Origin of the sequence: Nocardia nova NBRC 15556 (assembly GCF_001613005.1) — a bacterium.
Classification (GTDB): Bacteria; Actinomycetota; Actinomycetes; order Mycobacteriales; family Mycobacteriaceae; genus Nocardia; species Nocardia nova.
Map to the genome: position 1 here is coordinate 15,525 of NZ_BDBN01000015.1, position 18,058 is coordinate 33,582.

Annotated in this window: 13 protein-coding genes; 7 read left to right on the forward strand and 6 right to left on the reverse strand. The window is 69.7% G+C overall.

What is annotated here, in order from left to right; all coding sequences use genetic code 11:
* Positions 1 to 66: 66 nt before the first annotated feature.
* Both NN2_RS07010 and NN2_RS07015 read left to right on the forward strand, forming a co-directional pair.
* Positions 67 to 492, forward strand: coding sequence for an ester cyclase (locus NN2_RS07010; protein WP_063011462.1), 426 nt, complete (start codon positions 67 to 69; stop codon positions 490 to 492).
* A gap of 100 nt (positions 493 to 592) precedes the next feature.
* Positions 593 to 2,518: an MmpA family trehalose lipid delivery protein gene (locus NN2_RS07015; protein ID WP_439955846.1), complete on the forward strand. Its 1,926-nt coding sequence runs from the start codon at positions 593 to 595 to the stop codon at positions 2,516 to 2,518.
* A gap of 50 nt (positions 2,519 to 2,568) precedes the next feature.
* On the opposite strand, the gene NN2_RS07020 is transcribed toward NN2_RS07015, so the two are convergent.
* Positions 2,569 to 3,795 carry a glycosyltransferase family 4 protein gene (locus NN2_RS07020; protein ID WP_063011556.1) on the reverse strand — a complete coding sequence of 409 codons (1,227 nt, stop codon included), beginning with the start codon at positions 3,793 to 3,795 and terminating at the stop codon, positions 2,569 to 2,571.
* A gap of 191 nt (positions 3,796 to 3,986) precedes the next feature.
* On the opposite strand from NN2_RS07020, the gene NN2_RS07025 reads away from it, so the two are divergent.
* On the forward strand, positions 3,987 to 4,775 hold the full coding sequence (locus NN2_RS07025) for a class I SAM-dependent methyltransferase (RefSeq protein WP_063011464.1): 789 nt from the start codon (positions 3,987 to 3,989) through the stop codon (positions 4,773 to 4,775).
* A gap of 27 nt (positions 4,776 to 4,802) precedes the next feature.
* Here NN2_RS07025 and NN2_RS07030 read toward each other — a convergent pair whose 3' ends face one another.
* The 5 genes from NN2_RS07030 to NN2_RS07050 all read right to left on the reverse strand — a co-directional run bounded on the left by NN2_RS07030 (position 4,803) and on the right by NN2_RS07050 (position 10,620).
* Positions 4,803 to 5,087, reverse strand: coding sequence for a hypothetical protein (locus NN2_RS07030; RefSeq protein ID WP_030514228.1), 285 nt, complete (start codon positions 5,085 to 5,087; stop codon positions 4,803 to 4,805).
* A gap of 197 nt (positions 5,088 to 5,284) precedes the next feature.
* The gene (locus NN2_RS07035; protein ID WP_036523660.1) at positions 5,285 to 5,509 is read right to left on the reverse strand and encodes a hypothetical protein; all 225 of its coding nucleotides are present in this window, start codon (positions 5,507 to 5,509) and stop codon (positions 5,285 to 5,287) included.
* 254 nt (positions 5,510 to 5,763) lie between these two features.
* Positions 5,764 to 7,596 (reverse strand): phosphoenolpyruvate carboxykinase (GTP), encoded by a 1,833-nt coding sequence (locus tag NN2_RS07040; protein WP_063011466.1) that lies wholly within the window; start codon positions 7,594 to 7,596, stop codon positions 5,764 to 5,766.
* Between the two features lie 284 nt (positions 7,597 to 7,880).
* Positions 7,881 to 9,491, reverse strand: coding sequence for a hypothetical protein (locus tag NN2_RS07045; RefSeq protein ID WP_245658578.1), 1,611 nt, complete (start codon positions 9,489 to 9,491; stop codon positions 7,881 to 7,883).
* The gene (locus tag NN2_RS07050) at positions 9,478 to 10,620 is read right to left on the reverse strand and encodes a tRNA modification GTPase (protein ID WP_227462681.1); all 1,143 of its coding nucleotides are present in this window, start codon (positions 10,618 to 10,620) and stop codon (positions 9,478 to 9,480) included. Before NN2_RS07050 ends, NN2_RS07045 begins: the two co-directional genes overlap by 14 nt.
* 400 nt (positions 10,621 to 11,020) lie before the next feature.
* Between NN2_RS07050 and NN2_RS07055 the strand changes: the two genes are divergently transcribed.
* The 4 genes from NN2_RS07055 to NN2_RS36125 all read left to right on the forward strand — a co-directional run bounded on the left by NN2_RS07055 (position 11,021) and on the right by NN2_RS36125 (position 18,056).
* Positions 11,021 to 12,376 (forward strand): lipase family protein, encoded by a 1,356-nt coding sequence (locus NN2_RS07055; protein ID WP_063011560.1) that lies wholly within the window; start codon positions 11,021 to 11,023, stop codon positions 12,374 to 12,376.
* A 156-nt stretch (positions 12,377 to 12,532) separates the two neighbouring features.
* The gene (gene trmB, locus NN2_RS07060) at positions 12,533 to 13,345 is read left to right on the forward strand and encodes a tRNA (guanosine(46)-N7)-methyltransferase TrmB (RefSeq protein WP_372453184.1); all 813 of its coding nucleotides are present in this window, start codon (positions 12,533 to 12,535) and stop codon (positions 13,343 to 13,345) included.
* A gap of 2 nt (positions 13,346 to 13,347) precedes the next feature.
* Positions 13,348 to 14,103, forward strand: coding sequence for an NYN domain-containing protein (locus NN2_RS07065; protein WP_030514222.1), 756 nt, complete (start codon positions 13,348 to 13,350; stop codon positions 14,101 to 14,103).
* Positions 14,103 to 18,056, forward strand: a complete 3,954-nt coding sequence (locus NN2_RS36125) for an MMPL family transporter (protein WP_063011470.1) — start codon at positions 14,103 to 14,105, stop codon at positions 18,054 to 18,056. Before NN2_RS07065 ends, NN2_RS36125 begins: the two co-directional genes overlap by 1 nt.
* The last annotated feature ends 2 nt before the right edge of the window (positions 18,057 to 18,058 follow it).

The following is an 18,058-nucleotide window of genomic DNA, read 5'->3' on the forward strand; positions in this document are numbered from 1 at the left end:
TTGACACCATCTCACTGAGACCATATCTTTAGTATCAACGATACGGTCTCAATGTGAGGGTTGGATATGTCGATCGAAGCGAACAAGGACGTCATTCGCCGATTCATGAAGGTCGGCGACGCCGCGACCAGGGATCTGGCGGCAATCTGGGACAGCTTCACGCCGGATTGCACCTTCCCGACCCTCGCCGCCCGCACCGGTCGCGCCGATTTCACCGTGCAGGACTACCGCGCGTTCCTGCTCGACTACTTCCGCGCGCTTCCCGATGCCACCTTCACCGTGGACGAGCTGATCGCCGAGGACGACCGGGTCTGGGCCCACATCACGATCCGCGGCACCCATTCCGCGGAATTGCGCGGCGTCCCGGCGACCCACCGGCCGGTGGAGTACACCCAGCTCGGCCTGTACACGATCCGCGAGGGGAAGATCGCTCGGGCTCGTGCGGTATTCGACGACGTGACGTTGCTGCGCCAGATCGGCGTGCGAGTTTAGGAGCACCGGACGGGCGACCGTCGCCGGCATTGCGGCCGACGTAGGGTGACTCAGCGTGACCGGGGCTCGAGAACACGGCGACGACACCAGAAGCTCGCAGCTGCCTGCGGCCGCCGCGCCGAGGTGGGCTCGGATCGTTCCCGTGGCCTACAGCCTGGCGCTCGCCCTGATCGTGGTCGGGCCGCTGCTGGGGCCGGGTTATCTGCTGCTGCGCGACGGCGTGAGCACGCCCCGGTCGTATCCGACCGATGCGGCACTGGGCCTGGGTGACGCGGCGCCGCGGGCCGTGCCACAGGACGGATTGCTCGCGGCACTGTCGGTGGTGGTGGACGGCGGGATCGTCGTCAAGGCCATCCTGGTGCTGGCACTCACGGCCGCCGGATGGGGTGCGGCCCGGCTCGCGCACACCCTGCTGGGAGTCTCCCTGGCTCCCCGGCTCGTCGCCGCGACGGTCGCGATCTGGAATCCCTATGTCGCCGAACGGCTGCTGCAGGGACATTGGAGCCTGCTGGCCGGATACGCGGCACTGCCCTGGACCGTCGTCCTCGGACAACGGATACGGACCGGCGGCGCCCGGGAGCCGGCCGGTGAGGGAGCGGAGCGGACCACCGACGATCACCGGCCCCGTCGGGGGCTACCGGCCGCCGCCGCGCCGTGGTCGATGCTGGGCGGCGTCCTCGCCGCGGCGGGTTTGACCCCGACCGGTTCGCTACTGGCGGGCGTGCTGGCGATTCTCACGGTGGGCCGGCGCAATGTCGTCGGCGCGGTGGCGCTGTGGCTGGTGAGCGCCAGTCCGTGGCTGGTGGCCACCGCACTGTCCGGTAGCGGGGCCGAACCGTCCGATCCGACGGGGGTGGCGGCCTTCGCCGCGCGGGCCGAACCGGGGCTCGGCACGCTGGGGAGCCTGGCCGGACTGGGTGGGATCTGGAACGGCGAGGCGGTACCCGGCTCCCGGACAACGCTTTTCGCGGTGTTGTCGACTCTCGTCCTGCTGGCGATCGTCGTCTCGGGCGTGCGCGCGGTGGCAGCCCGGGGTGAACGATCCACGCGTTATCCCCGGCGGATGTTGCTGGTACTGGCCGCCGTCTGCATCCTGCTGCCGGCCCTGGGGGCTACGGGGTGGGGGCTCGCCATCGGCGAATCCCTGATCGCGCGCATCCCCGGCGCCGGACTGCTGCGCGACACCCAGAAATACGTCGCCCTTGCCATGCCCGCGTACACCCTGTGCGCGGCGGCGGGCTGTCGCGCCCTCGCCGCACTCGGCCGCCGACACCGCACGGAGATCGCGAAACAGACTGCGCCACAAGCGGACCAGACGAATACGAGCAGCCCGTCGGCAACGCCGTCACCACGAGCGGCGGATGCGGACCGACCGTCGAACGCTGGTGGCGAGCCGGTGCAGGCCGAACCTGTTGCCGCGCAACCGCTTACCGCCCTGCTGTTCATCGCCGCGCTGATCCTCACCCTTCCCGACCTGGCGTGGGGAGTGGGCGGAGCACTGCGACCGGTGCACTACCCGCCGGCGTGGCAGCGGGTCGCCGCGGTGGTCGACGGTCCCGGTGACGTCGCCGTATCGCCCGCGGGGATGTTCCGCGTATTCCCCTACAGCGGACGGGTGCCGGTGCTGGATCCGGCGCCGCGCATGCTGCGGTCGGATGTTCTGCAGACAGGGGTGCTGCCGGTCCGGGGCCGAGTGGTGGCGGGCGAGGGGGCACGGGCCCAGCGAGTGGAAAACCTTCTGCTCCGGGGAGCGGCACCCGCCGACCTCGCCGCCCACGGCGTCGGGTGGATTCTCGTCGAACATCGCACGCCGGGAGCGGTCGGCGATGCGAAGACCACGCTGGGCGCGCTACAGCCGGTGTACTCCGACGCCGATCTGACGCTGTACCGCGTACCGGGCGCACGGGACGTGGCCAGGGCCACCGCCACCGACCGCACCGTAGCCATCGCCGCGCACGCGCTCTGGGCCGCTCTGCTCCTGACCGGCCTCGTCGCGACGCCGACCGACAGGCGACGGAGGAGATGATTCACACGGATCGACAGGCGTGCCGTCGGCCGGCAGATATCGTCCGCTGATCAGCGCAGAGTCGGCGCGACGCGATCGTCTCGCAGCGGCGCCGACGTCGCAGCGGCCACCGTCGCACGTCCCGTCACCAGCCCCGAGATGAACCGCCCCCGGGCGGCAGCGGCCAGGACCTCACCGACTCCGGTACCCGTCTGCTCCCAGGAGAACTCGCGAGCTCGCGTACGAGCCTTCTCCCCCATGACAATTCGCGCCTCGGAGTCGGCGAGCAGTTCCCCGACGGTCTCGGTGAGCTGGCTGGAGTCGTCCACCAGCACCCCGGTCACGCCGTCGACGATGGAGTCGGTGAGCCCCCGTGAACTGCGGTAGCCGATGGTCGGGACGCCGTGCTGCGCGGCCTCGATCACCGCGAGACCCCACCCTTCCTTGCGGGAGGGCAGCACCTGAACCCAAGCGCGGGAAAGCAATTCGTGCTTGCGCGCTTCGTCGACGAAGCCGTGGAATTCCACCGCGTCGGCGATACCCGAGCGATGCGCGCGGTCTTTCAGATTGTCGGCCCACCAGCCGTCGCCGATCACGTCGAGGCGCAGACCGGGCAGGCGGTCACGCAGACCCGCGACGACGTCGAGCGCGTCCTCGATCTGCTTGTGCGGCACCAGCCTCGACAGCACGACGATGCTCGGATACGGGGTGCGGGTCGATTCGCCACCGGTCGGCGCTTGCGCGGGTACGGGTTCGGCACCGTTGCGCACCACCGCGATTCGCGTCGCATCGACCCCGAGCGAAGCGAGCTCCTCCGCGGAGGGCAGCGATACGGTCAGATATTGGTCGCGCCGATGGACCCGCGGGGACAGTCGCGATTCGATCCACCAGCCGATCCGCCCGACCACACGACCCGCCACCGGCCACTGCTCCCGATGGCCGTGGTGCACCAGGACCACCGAGGGCGCCCCGGAGACCGTCCGGGCGAAGAACGGAATGCCGTTCTGGGTGTCGATCACCGCGTCCGGCCGCACTCCGCGCAGCGGGCCGAAGCCCAGCCGCCCGGCCGCGATGGCGGCCAGCGCGCGCGGATAGACGGTGAAGCGCCCGCCGGCCCGGCTGATCTCGATGCCGTCGATACGCTCCCGGCGCGGCGCGCCCGGATAGTGCGCGGTCCGCAGCGTCACCTTCACCCCGCGTGCCGCCAACTGCGCACCCACCTGCTCGAGATACCGCTCGCTCCCGCCGCCCTGCGGATGTCCCGTATCGCGCCAGCACAGCAGCAGGACTTCCCGCACGTCAGCACTCGGGTGGGCCTCGTTCTCGCCGCCGCCGGGCCCACAGAGCTGCGCCACGGCAGCGCGCTCGCGAGGGCCGATTTCGGGCACGGCAGTTCTCCAGATCGTTCACGTCGGACGACAGTGGGGTCCACCATAGCCGCCGACGGCCGTTCCGGGTCGCTGCGGTGGCCGCATAGACTGGCGCGGCCATGCTTCGATCCGACGCAACCGGACCGCGTCCCCGCTTCGCGCGCCGGGCCACCCTTCGCCGTTCACTGCGCCTGTTGGGCAGTTTCCGCTTCGAACAAACCGATCCGGCGCGGTTCTACGGCGGGATCGCCGCCGATACCGCCGACCTGATCGCCGATTTCTATCGCGATCTGACCGGCCGGGACCTCAGCGGCACCGTGATCGTCGATGTGGGCGGGGGCCCCGGCTACTTCGCGGACGAATTCGCGGCGGCGGGCGCGCGCTATCTGCCGATCGAACCCGATCCGACCGAAATGCACGCCGCCGGGCTCACCGTCGCCGGCGCAGTCCGCGGATCCGGAATGGCGCTGCCCATCCGCGACGACGCCGTCGACATCTGTCTTTCCTCGAATGTCGCCGAACATGTGCCACAGCCGTGGGTGATGGCCGACGAGATGCTGCGGATCACCAAACCGGGCGGTCTGATGGTGCTGTCCTACACGGTGTGGCTCGGACCGTTCGGCGGGCACGAGACCGGTCCGTGGCACTACCTCGGCGGTGAGTTCGCGGCCCGGCGCTACACCCGCCGCACCGGAAAGCAGCCCAAGAACCGCTTCGGCAGCTCCCTGTTCGCCGTCAGCGCCGCCGACGGGCTGCGATGGGCGCGCGAAACCGGCGGCCGGGCCCGGATCCTCGCCGCTTTCCCCCGCTACCACCCGCGCTGGGCGTGGTGGGTGACGCGCATACCGGGCGTGCGGGAACTACTGGTCAGCAATCTGGTCGTCGTCGCGACCAGACCCCTCCGCTGAGCCGCATCCGGATCTACTCGTGCCGACCTACTCCAGCCATCCCCGCCGACGGGTGCGCCGCGCCGGTTCGCTCCACGGCGGCTCCTGCATGGCCAGGCCGACGGTTTCCAGCGGGGTCAGGCCGACGCGGTCGGCGAGTGAGCGGACCGCCGCCACCGCCTCGGCCGCCTGCAGCGCCGCCGTCGCCTGTTCGAGCGTCAAGGTCCGGCCGGGCAGAAAGGACACCACCCAGCCCCCGGTACCGACGGACCTTGCCTGATGTGGGGTCTGATCACTGGTCATCAGCGATCGGCCGACCACGTGCACCGCCATGATTCGGACTCCCCTGCGATTGCATCTGTAAAATCGTCCGGCAATGTTGCTCTAAGCATGCTCTGCAATCGCAGGAAACGCAATAGTGCGTTTTGCGAAAAGCGAACCGCGAGGTAGGATTTCGCGCCTCCCGGCTGGGCGATCGGTCCGGGATGTCCGCTGCGCGCAGTACGTGACGCCAGGGACTGTGCGCCGAATCAATTCTCGGACAAGCGAACTCGCAGCACCGGCTGCGGATTTTCGTGCGGGCGCGGCGCGGCGAGGTCGATGTCGACCTGCCACCCAGGGGGGAGTACGGCCTGCAAGCGGGCCGCGGCACGCTGCAGCGGCGTACTCGCCGCCGTCGGCGTGAAGTCCACTTCCGGATCGGCCCACCGCGCGCCGGCTAATCCCGAGACAGCATCGAACCCGAGTTCTGTCATGCCTACACCCACCTCCCACATACCCCGACCGGTCGGCCAGACAACGGAATCCACGAGCACCTGCAAGCAGTCAGTTCAGCCGAGTAGTTAATTCCCCGCAACCACGGGGAGTATTCGTGAGATGCAGAACACAATCAGAATAGGACAAGCGCGCCATTCCGCACGCGGAACCGCGGAAATGACGAGCCGCCCGCCCCGTCGCAAAGACGGTGCGGGCGGCTCGCTTTCGTCGTTCGGTGAACGGCGTCGTCCGACTAGCCCAGGCGCTGCTTGAGCGCCTCGAATTCGTCACGCACGCCCGAGGGCAGCTTGTCGCCGACGAATTCGAACCACTCCTCGATCAGCGGGATCTCCTTGCGCCACTCGTCGAGGTCGACCTTCAGCGAGGCGTCGACGTCGGCGGGGTCCACGTCCAGACCCTCGAGGTCCAGGTCGCCGGCGGTGGGCACATTGCCGATCGCGGTGGCCTCGGCCTCGGCCTTGCCCTCGATCCGGTTGACGATCCACTCCAGCACGCGGGAGTTCTCGCCGAAGCCCGGCCACAGGAAGCGGCCGTCGTCGCCGCGGCGGAACCAGTTGACGTAGAAGATCTTCGGCAACTTGGTGGCGTCGGCGTTCTTGCCCAGGTTGATCCAGTGGTTCATGTAGTCACCGACGTGGTAGCCCATGAACGGCAGCATGGCCATCGGATCGCGGCGCACGTTGCCGACCTTGCCCTCGGCGGCGGCGGTCTGCTCGGAAGACATTGTGGCGCCCATGAATACGCCGTGCTGCCAGTCGAAGGACTCGGTCACCAGCGGGATCGTGGTCTTGCGGCGGCCGCCGAACAGGATCGCCGAAATCGGCACGCCCTGCGGGTCGTCCCACTCCGGGGCGAGGGTCGGGCACTGCGACATCGGCGTGCAGTAGCGCGAGTTCGGATGCGCGGCAAGCGTTTCGGTCTCGCGCAGGTACCAGTCGTTACCCTTCCAGTCGATCAGGTGGTCGGGCTCGCCCTCGAGTCCCTCCCACCAGACGTCGCGGTCGTCGGTCAGCGCGACGTTGGTGTAGACGGTGTTGCCGGCCTCGAGCGTGGCCATCGCATTCGGGTTCGACTTGTGGTTGGTGCCGGGGGCGACGCCGAAGAAGCCGAACTCCGGGTTCACCGCGTACAGGCGGCCGTCCTCGCCGAAGCGCATCCACGCGATGTCGTCACCCAGGGTCTCCGCGCGCCAGCCCGGAACGGTCGGCTGCAGCATCGCCAGGTTCGTCTTACCGCAGGCGCTCGGGAACGCGGCGGCGACGTAGTAGTTCTTGTTCTCCGGGGAGATGAGCTTGAGGATCAGCATGTGCTCGGCCAGCCAACCCTCGTCGTGCGCCATCGCCGAGGCGATGCGCAGCGAGTAGCACTTCTTGCCCAGCAGCGCGTTGCCGCCGTAGCCCGAACCGTAGGACCAGATCTCGCGGTCCTCGGGGAAGTGGGTGATGTACTTGGTGTCGTTGCACGGCCAGGGGACATCTGCCACGTCGCCCGTCAAAGGCGCACCGACCGAATGCAGCGCCTTTACGAACGGGCGATCGGTGCCCAGCTTCTCCAGCGCGGCCTTGCCCATGCGGGTCATCACGCGCATCGACACCACGACGTACTCGGAGTCGGTGAGCTCGACGCCGAGCTTCGGGTCCGCGGCGCCCAGCGGGCCCATGCAGAAGGGCACCACGTACATGGTGCGGCCCTTCATGCTGCCGCGGTACAGCTCGGTCATGGTGGCGCGCATCTCGTTCGGGTCGACCCAGTTGTTGGTCGGGCCGGCGTCGGCCTCGGTGCGCGAACAGATGAAGGTGCGCGACTCGACGCGGGCGACGTCGGAAGGGTCCGACAGCGCGAGGAAGGAATTCGGCTTCTTGTGCTCGTTGAGCTTCTGGAAGGTGCCGGCCGCGACCAGCCGGTCGGTCAGCCGGTCCCATTCCTCATCGGAACCGTCGGCCCAGACGACCCGCTCCGGCTGGGTGAGCTCTGCGACCTCCTGCACCCAGGCGAGCAGTCCGGCATGCTTGGTCGGCGCGGTGCCATCGGATCCGTGAAGACCAGGAATGGTCGCTGAGGTCATGAAAACTCTCCTGAGATGAGCGGCGGGCCAGAGAGCTGCCGAAACAGCTTTCAACACCAGGAAGGCCGCCGTTGGCTGTGGACATCCGCCCGGCTCGCCGAACAGCACGCCCCGGCTGGGCGGCGTACGAGAACGAGACGGACACCCGGATTCCTTAAGTAAAGAGGTTAACGCGATGTGACGGTCGGTACGGAATGGGGTTGCTCACTCGGGACCCGGTCGAAACCTTCCCACCTCACCAGGACCGCAGCTGTGCGGAACCGGCAAACCTCGACGGGGCCGGATCACCCGGCGACCGCGGCCCGCAGGATCGCCAGATCGCGTTCGCATGCGGCCACTCGAGCAGGCTGTTCGGCGGCCGCGCGGCGCAGTTGCCCCTCCAGCTCCGCGACCCGGCGATCGGCCTCGACCATGCGGGCGGTGCTCGCGCGCACCACCTGTTCGGTCAGCTCGGACTCGGCCTCCACCAGGGCCGTCGCCACCCGCTGCTCCAGCTGGGCCTTCACATTGACCAGCACATCGGTCACCCATTGCCGCAGATGTGCCCGATCGGCCAGATGTCCCCGGGCCCCCACCACCCACCACGCCACGCCCGCGCCGAGGGCCAGGGTGACCGGCACGGTGGCGTAATCCAACGCCGGCACCAGCGACAACGGCGCAACGATCAACCGGCCGAGGCCGAAACCCGCCGATGCGCCCAGGGCGATCATCAGCCGATCCTCGACGCCGCGGTGGCGGCGCTCCGGATCGGGCCCGACCCGGGGTGCGGGATCGGTCGGCGGAGCCGGCGGTGAGGCGAGCGTGGGCTGTGGTTCCGACCCCGCCACGGCCTCGAGCTGGCGGGCGAGTTCGGCCAGGCGGTGACGGACCACGCCGTCGAGTTCGGCGGTGGCCTGATTCACCGCCGCCTGCAGCAGATCGGGATAGCCGCGCACCGAGCGGCGGTCGAGGCGGTCCAGATCGGCACGGGCGGTGGCGTTCACGGTGCGGACGCGGGCGCCGACCTCGTGCGTCAGATCGACCCGGGCCAACTGCAGCCGATTACGCAGGGCGCCCAGGGCCTGGGCGCGGCCACCGTCGCGTCCGGCCAGCGCGGCGGTACGTTCGGCGCGCAGGGCGGCGACCGCGCTGCCCGAGCGCAGCGCCTCGATCTGGCTCAGCACCCGGGCGCGAGTGTCGGCGAGCACCCGAGCGGTGACCTCGGCCAATTGCTCCGGGCCGACCCCGGCCCCGACGGCGGCGCTGAGCTGGGCGTGCAGGGCGGCCAGGCCGGAGCGGTCCAGGAGCGCGGCGTCGCCGCTGCCGCGCGCGGCCACGGCCAGGCGCGCCGAGACCGGAAGAATCTCGGGCTCGGCGCCGAGCGCTCGGGCCAGCATGGCGGTATCGCGATCCAGTACCGAACGCCAGTCGGGGTGGGCGTGAATGCCGTTCATGGCGAACAGCATTCGCGTTCCCACCGCCCGCAGGCGGGCGACCGGATCGAGCAGTGCGGCGCCGACGGCGGCGCCGGGGTCCACCAGCACGAGCGCCACCGGCGGTCCGCTGCCGGGGCCGAAATCGGTGGCGGCGACCAGGGTTGCCGGGTCGGTGACCGGATCGGTGAGCGCTACGCGCGGTTCGAAGCGGGACAGTTCGGTACGCAGCAGGGTGGTGTTGGCGTCGTCGGGACCGATGACCGTCACCGACACCGGTTGTGTCGCAATGACTTCCGCATGTGTCGCCGCGACTCCGTTCGGCGCGACGGGATTCGGGCCCGGTTCGGCGGGAACCGTGCGCAGCAGCGCGCCGCCCTGCGGATTCCATCGCTCGACGACGGCCAGCACCTCGGGATCCACCCCGCCCGCCCGCCGACTGTTCAGCTCGGCCGGCGATCCGGGTACATCACAGTCCGGCACTACTCATCCGCTCCCACATCCGCATATATCCGTTGTGCAGCCGGATCGCGGCGCGGCGAGCGGCGGCCGGCATATCGCTGGCGGCCACCGCGCGCCAGCGTTGCGCGCGAACCAGCGCGTCGTCGGCGTCGGCCGGTGTCGCCGACGGATATCCGGCCGCGAGATGACGGACCTCCGGGCGAGCCAGTCCGGCCTGCAGCGCGGTCCACAGCGCCTCGTCACCGGCCAGGTAGTCCTCGATCAGGTCGCGGGCGCGCCCACCGTCACCCTGTGGGATCGCGCGCGCGGCGATGCGAGCCAGATCGTCGAGCAGATCACCGCCGCGCAAGGCCGCGAGCTGCTCGTAGCGCTGGTGCAAGCGCGCGTGCACGGGATCGATCCCACTCACGGCATGCAGCAGTTGCAGCAATTGCTGCGGTCCCAACTCCGGCTCATGACGCAGTGCGGCCAGGGCGCAGCTCACCCCGTGCAGGCCCCAGCGCTCCAGCAGCGCCCGGCGATCGGCCACATCGGGCCCGGCCGATTGGTCGACGAACAGTTCCGGGGAGAGCGTGAGCGCCGCGCCGCCACCGGCCGCGTGGCGACGCAGCGTGCGCAGATCGTCGTCGCTCGGTGTGCCGGCGCGGGTGCGCACGGCCAGTTCGGCGACCATCGGCGCCACCGGAACACCCAGCACGTGCGCCGCCTGATCGGCGGCCACCACCGCATCGCCCCACCGCGAGCCCACGGCATCGGCCTTGTTGAGTACGACCATCGTGGTTTCGGGCCGCAGGGATTCGAGGACGCGACGATCGGCGGCCTGCAGCGAACCCGCCAGCACGTAGACGACGAGATCGGCGTCGAGCACCGGATCCGGCACGCCCGGTTGATCCACCGGCGCGGTCTCCTCCGCCGACATCAGGGCCAACGCCCGCAACAGCGTCGATTTCCCGGCGCCGGCCCGGCCGGTCACCTGAATCCGCAGCGGCCGCCGGAAGGCCACGGCCGCGCTCGCCAGCTGATCGGCGACGCCCGGGGCGGACCCGGCGCCGACGCGCACCGTGGCGATGAGTTGCTCGAGTTCCGGTGCGGGCCCGCCGTGGTCGTTCAGCAAGCCCGGCGAAGCGCTGGTTGCAGTGGCTCTCGACACAGGTGATACCCCCTTCCGGCGGCAAATTCTGTCAGAAGACGCGGCGGTTGTCGGCACCGACCGGATTTTCACCGGCGCGCCCGATCGTCGTTGCGCCACACAGCGATGTGTAATCGATCACACGAAACCGCCTGCCCGAGCTCGCGACCGGCGACGATGGCCTGCGGCCCGACCATCACCGCAGGTGAGCGGTAATTGGCGCGGAATTGGGAATCTCTCCGGTGAGACGGTGGTTGTGCTTGTGTCACAGCATAATTCGACAGTGGTGAACTATCGGGTCACGGATTCGATCACCTACGCTGAAGCCGCCGGCGGCACCGCCGGTGCGCGGCCTCGGCGGTGTGGACCCCGGTCGGCCGTGCGCCCGTGCGTCGGCCCCGTGGATCCGAAGGAGGTTGCGATGAGCGTCAACGTCGACGTCATCGGTAACGACGGCGCCGCCGTCGCGACGAAGAACGAACGGCCGCTGCCGCCGTCGCAGGACCCCTTCTATCGCGCACCCGCCGACGCGGCCGCGCACGCACCCGGAACCGTTCTGCGCAGCCGGCCCGTGCAGATCGCGCTGCTGGGACTCATTCCGCAGCGCGTGACGGCGTGGCAGCTGCTGTATCGCAGCAACGACCTGCACGGTGACGCCGAGGTCGCGGTGACCACGGTGCTGCTGCCCGCCGATGCCGATCCGGCCGAACGCCGCCCGTTGCTGGCCTTCGAATCGGCGATCGACGCCGTCACCGAGCGATGCGCTCCCTCCTATGCACTCCGCCGCGGCGCCGTCGTCCCGGGCTCGATCACCCAGCTCGAACTGCTGCTCGTCGCCAACGCACTGCGCCGCGGCTGGGCGGTGAGCATCGCCGATCACGAGGGACCGGACGGCCGTTTCGGCGCGCCCCGGGAACCGGGCTACCGCTCGCTCGACGGCATCCGCGCCGCGATGCACTTCCGTCCGCTGGGGCTCGGTACCGACACCCCCGTGGTGGTCTGGGGCTACTCCGGGGGCGGGATGGCCGGCTCCTGGCTGGTCGAGATGGCTCCCACCTATGCGCCCGAGCTCACCATCGCCGGTGCGGTACTGGGCGCGCCGGTCGGCGATCCGGGTGAGGTGTTCATCCGGCTGAACGGTGGCCGGTACGCCGGTTTCCCCGCCATCGTGATCTCGGCGCTACGCCAGGTGTATCCGGCGCTCGAGGAGGTGCTCGACAAGCACATCACCAGCTCCGGGGAGCGCCTGCTGGAACGGGCGGCTCAGCTGCCACCGATCGTCGCGCTCGCTCGGCTCGCCGGCCACGACGTCAGCAAACACCTCGATCACCCACTGGAAGAGGTACTGAGCACCCCCGCGATGTGCGACATGTTCGACGATATGCGGCTCGGCAAGCACACCCCGCACTGCCCGATCCTGGTGATCCAGCCGCTGCACGATCGCATCATCGACGTCTCGTGTATCGATGCGCAGGTCGAGCGCTACCGCGCGGGCGGTGCCACCGTCGGCTACCTGCGCGATCGGCTGAGCGACCACTTCACGTTGTTACCGCTGGCCACGCCGCTGAGCCTGGACTGGCTGGCCGACCGCATCGCCGGCCGCCCGGTCACCGACGCCGACACCGAGACCCGGACCGTCTGGTCGGTGATGGCGTCCCCGTCGCGCTGGCGCGGGCTGTTCGAGCTGGCCGGCACCGCGGGCCGGATGATCCTGGGCCTGCCGCTGGGCAGGCAGAGCGAACCGGAACTGCCGCAGACGCAGCCGCTCGCCGCCTGACGCCGGGCTCCGCGCCACCGCGGCAACACTTCTGACCCGGGATTTCCCTTCTCGACGCGGTCGATTGCGGCCCTGATCATCGAATACTGGACAATGGACGCCGTGAACGACGCCGCGAACGACACCGCTGGTAGCGACGGGGCCGGAGGCGGCAGCTTGCGTAACCACGCAGGCCCCCGCGAACAGCGCGAAGATGCAGCTGGTAGCGACGGGGCCGGAGGCGGCAGCTTGCGTAACCATGACGGCCCCTCCCCCGAGCGTGAGCCCTCCCGCCTCTACCCGCGGGTAACCAGCTTCCGCTCGCGTCGTGGCGCGTTGACCGCGACCCAACAGCAATCCTGGGAGCGGATGTGGCCGCGCATCGGCCGCGAGGTGAGCGACGAGCCGCTCGACGCCGCCGCCTGGTTCGGCCGGACCGCCCCGCTGATCATCGAGATCGGCTGTGGCACGGGGACCGCGACCGCGGCGATGGCCAAGGCCGAGCCGCAGTTCGACCTGATCGGCATCGAGGTATACAAGCCGGGTCTCGCCCAGCTGGTACAGCGGATCGAGCGGGAAGGCATCGAGAACATCCGGCTGCTGCGCGGCGATGCCGTCGACGTCCTCGAGCACATGATTGCCGAGGATTCGCTAGCGGGCGTGCGCGTGTTCTTCCCGGATCCCTGGCCGAAGGCTCGCCACCACAAGCGCCGGCTGCTGCAGCCCGCGACGATGACCCTGATCGCCAGCCGGCTGCAGCGTGGCGGCATTGTGCACGTAGCCACCGACCACGCGGGCTACGCCGAACATATCGCCGAGGTGGGCGCGGGAGAACCGCAGCTCGTAGGCCTGAACGAGGCCACCGGCGGCGATGCGGAACATCCCGGAACCGATACGGTGATCGGCCTCGAACGCCCGGTGACGAAGTTCGAGAGCAAGGCGCATCGAGCCGGAAGCGCCATCACCGAGTTCATTTGGGGGAAGATCTAGATATGAGTCTCAGGGAGATGGCCCAGCCGGCCGACGAGGTTGCCGGAACAGTGCGCGGCGACGAATCGGACGTCGTCGCCGGCGCGGCGGCCCCCGCGACGCCGGTCGCCGAGCCCGCCGGGGTGCGACGGGTGCTGCTGGTGTGGGACGCACCGAACCTCGATATGGGCCTGGGCGCCATCCTCGGCGGCCGTCCCACCGCGGCCTACCGGCCGCGCTTCGACGCACTCGGCCGCTGGCTGCTGGCGCGTACCGCCGAGTTGTCCGCCGGCAGTACACAGCGCATCGAACCCGAGGCCACCGTCTTCACCAATATCGCCCCCGGGACCGCCGATGTGGTGCGTCCGTGGGTCGAGGCGCTGCGCAACGTCGGCTACGCGGTCTTCGCCAAACCGAAGATCGACGAGGATTCCGACGTCGACAGCGACATGCTGGCACATATCCAGTTACGCCGCGGCGGAGCCGGTCTCGCGGGGATCATGGTGGCCTCCGCGGACGGTCAGGCCTTCCGCGAACCGCTCGAGGAGGTCGCGGCCACCGGGGTTCCGGTCCAGGTGCTCGGATTCCGCGAGCACGCGAGTTGGGCTGTCACGTCCGATATCCTCGATTTCGTCGACCTCGAGGACATCCCGGGTGTGTTCCGTGAACCGCTGCCCCGGGTCAGCCTCGACTCGCTGCCCGACGAGGGAGCCTGGCTGCAGCCCTTCCGGCCGCTGTCCGCACTGCTCACCTCCCGCCCCGCTCAAGGAGTCGCTTAGTGTTCACCCGCTGGGGCGAGCTGGTCCACAGGTTCCGCTACACCGTGCTGGGTGTAGCGGTGGCCGCGCTTCTCGCCCTGGGGGCGTACGGGTTCGGTCTGGAAAACCATCTGAGCTCCAGCGGCTGGTTCGACCCCGGTGCGGAGTCCTCGCAGGCCGCGGTGCTCAAGGACCAGGTCTACGGCCGCGATCACATGTCCGATGTGATCGTGCTCTACACCGCGCCCGACGGTAAGACCATCGACGATCCGGAGTTCGGGCGGAAGATCACCGACAATCTCAACAGCCTGCCCAGGGACCATCCGGACCAGATCAACAAGGTCAACGTCGCCTACTGGAAGACCGAGACCGGCGACTGGAGCGCCTCGGCCACCGGTAGTAAGGACAAGAAGTACGCGTTCGCCTCGGTCGCCATCAAGGGTGACGACGACACGACCACGATGAACAACTACCGCGCGGTCAAGAACGCCTTCTACATCCCCGGCGTGGATGTCCAGCTGGCGGGCATGCAGCCGGTCGCGGGAGAGCTGAACGACACCATCGCCTCCGACCAGAAGCGCATGGAGATGCTGGCCATTCCGGCCGTCGCGATCCTGCTGTTCTTCATCTTCGGCGGTATCGTCGCCGCGGCCCTGCCGCTGATCATCGGCGGTCTCACCGTCCTGGGCGCCAACGGCATCGTCATGGCGATCACCCATGTCACCGAGGTGAACTCGTTCGTCGGGGCCGTGGTGTCGATGATCGGCCTGGGCTTGGCGATCGACTACGGCTTGTTCATAGTCAGCCGGTTCCGCGAGGAGCTGGCCGAGGGCTACACCACCCGCCAGGCCGTACGGCGATCAGTGATGACCGCCGGGCGTACGGTCACCTTCTCGGCGACCATGATCATCGCCGCCAGCGCCGGCATGCTGCTGTTCCCGCAGGGCTTCCTGAAATCGGTCGCCTACGGCACCATCGCGACCGTGCTGCTGGCCGCGCTGGCCTCGCTCACCATCCTGCCCGCGCTGCTGTCGATCCTCGGACCGCGCGTCGACGCGCTGGGATTCAAGCGGTTCCGCAAGACCAAGACCGCCGAAGAGGTCGAGAACGGCTTCTGGGGCCGCACCACGCAGTGGGTGATGAAGCATCCGCTGAAGGTGGCGGTGCCGCTGTGCATCATCCTGCTGCTGCTGATCATCCCGGTGAAGAACCTGAAGTTCGGCGGTATCAGCGAAACCTACCTGCCGCCGGACAATCCGACCCGCATGGCGCAGGAGAAATTCGACGAGATCTTCCCGCTGCGCCAGACCGACCCGATCCAGCTGGTCATCACCACGCAGAACACCGGCGAGATCAAGGCCATCCTCGACGAGGCCAGTGGCGCACCCGGACTCACCGATCCGTTCGGTACGCCCGGCATTCCGCCGAACGGCTCCGATGTCTGGGTGTCCGAGGCGACGATGGCGCCGGACGCGAACGTCGAGGACACGATCGCCTATCTGCGCTCGATCAGCGTGCCCGACGATGTGGATCTGATGGTCGGCGGCCAGCCGGTGCTGATGCAGGACAGTATCGATTCGCTGCTGGATCGCATGCCGCTGATGATCGTGCTGGTCGTCTTCGTGACCACGCTGCTGATGTTCCTGACCTTCGGCTCGCTGGTGCTGCCGATCAAGGCGGCGTTGATGAGCGCGCTGGGCCTCGGCTCCACGCTCGGCATTCTGACCTGGATCTTCGTCGACGGCCACGGCGCCGGACTGCTCAATTTCACGCCGCAGCCGATCATGTCGCCGGTACTGGTGTTGATCATGGCGGTGATCTACGGCCTGTCCACCGACTACGAGGTGTTCCTGCTCTCCCGCATGGTGGAGACGCGCGCCCAGGGCGCGAGTACCACCGAGTCGGTGCGCTCCGGAACCGCGCAGACCGGGCGCATCATCACCGCCGCGGCACTGATCCTGCTCGTGGTGGTCGGCGCGTTCGCCTTCTCCGATCTGGTGATGATGCAGTACATCGCCTACGGCATGATGGCCGCGCTGTTCATCGACGCCACCGTGCTGCGCATGCTGCTCGTTCCCGCGACCATGAAACTGCTGGGTGACGACTGCTGGTGGGCCCCGGCCTGGATGAAGCGCATTCAGCAGCGCATCGGCCTGGGCGAACCCATCCTCGACGACGAGCGTCCCGGCACCGGCGAGGTCGTCGACCTGGTCAAGACGACGCCGGTCACCGATCCGGTGACCATGCAGCTGCCGCAGCTGCCCGACGGGACGCCGAAGGGCCCGCGCAAGCCGCGGCGGTTGAAGTTCCTGCGGGTCGACCCGGAGGCGCCGACCGAGCAGTTGGATCGCATCGTGCCGGCCGCGGCCGGCACGTCCACGCGCGCGACTCGCGCCAAGAGCCCCGAGGCGTCTCGGTCCGAAGGCTCCGAGTCGTCGGCGTCGCGGACCGCGCGGTCCAAGGCGGGCACCGGAGAGTCGACGGAATCGCGAGCGAAAGCCGTTGCTCCCCCGGCGGCCGCGGCAGCCGATTCGTCGGCGTCGGAGAAGCCGGTTGAGGCTGAGAAGTCGGAAAAGTCCCCGAAGCGCAAGCGTTTCGGCCGCCGCCGGTCGGACTCCGGCGCAGATGCGCCGTCGGCCGATTCGGGCAATGCCTCGTCCGGCGACAGTGATGCCGATGCCTCGGACGGCACCGGGAATCAGGCACGGCCCGCCGCCTCGGCCTCTGCCGACGCCGCCCCGGTCCGCACGCCGTCCGGCCCGGAGGCCGGGCGCCCGACAACCCCGCCGCAAACGCCCGGCATCCGATCCTCCCGCGTGCTGCCTCCCTCCGGCCGCCCGCAGCCGCCTCGGACCCCAGGCGGTCCCGGTGTCATCGGCGAATCCGGTGTCATCGGCGGTTCCTCCGCCGCGGAGGAGCCGGTCCGGGGCGCGGGAACGCCGCAACCGGCCCGCTCGGCCGATGCCGGCAGCACTCCCGGCGTGCTCGGCGCGGCCCCGATGCCGGGGCGCACCTCGCCGAATCCGGGACAGGCCCCGTCGGGCACTCCCGAACCCCAAGCGCCGCAAGCGCCTTCGGCACCGCCCTCGGTCTCGCTGCCCGGTTCGGATACCGCCCCGAACCGTGGCGTGGTGCGGCCGCCGCAGGTCGTCCGCCCCGGTATGCCGCCCCGGACGGTGCCCGCGCCGGACACCGCTCCCGACGCCACCGATTCCGTGCCGCCGACCGCTCCGGTCGGCACCACGCCGCGGGTGCTGCCGCCGAAACCGGCGAAGGTGCCGCCGCATCCGTCGGTCCGCGCCCAGCTCTATCGTCCGGACGCCCCGCCGTACCACCCTGGACAGGCTCCCGCCCAGGGCACCGGGCCGGCGCCGGACGCCGGTCGGCCCGGCCACAGCGGACCTCCGGCCGCTCCCGAGGGGCCCGGTCGCTCGCAGCGAGTAGCCCCCGAAGGCCGCCCGCCGGCCGTGCAGCCGCCGCGGCGCATCCCGCCCGATGGCATGCGGCATTCGCCTACGCGGACAACGGAATCCGGGCCGGGCAGTGTGCCTCCCGCCACGCCCCGGGAGCCGAAGGACACCGATGCGACCCAGGAGCTGCACGAGCCGGCGAATCCGGGCCACCGGCCACCGGCCGGCGGCCACAACGCACCGGCTTCGGGGCCCCGAGGCGACCTCGGCTCGCCGCACGGTCCGGGCTCGATGGGCACCGGTGAAGCCGGTGGTCCGACGGCGCCCGAGCCCGGGAATTCCACGGCCGCGACCGAATCCGATGCGTCCGGAAACCCGGCCGACCACCCCGACGCACCGGGTGACGACAACCGCAACAACATCGAACAGTGGATGGCCGATCTGCGCTCGTCCCGTCGTCGCCCCGAGCCGGAACCGGCCGATCCCGACGACGAGGGTAAGCATCGCACCAGCGGCCGCACGGTGAGCGTCAACGAACTGCTACGCCGCCAGAACCGCGACTGATC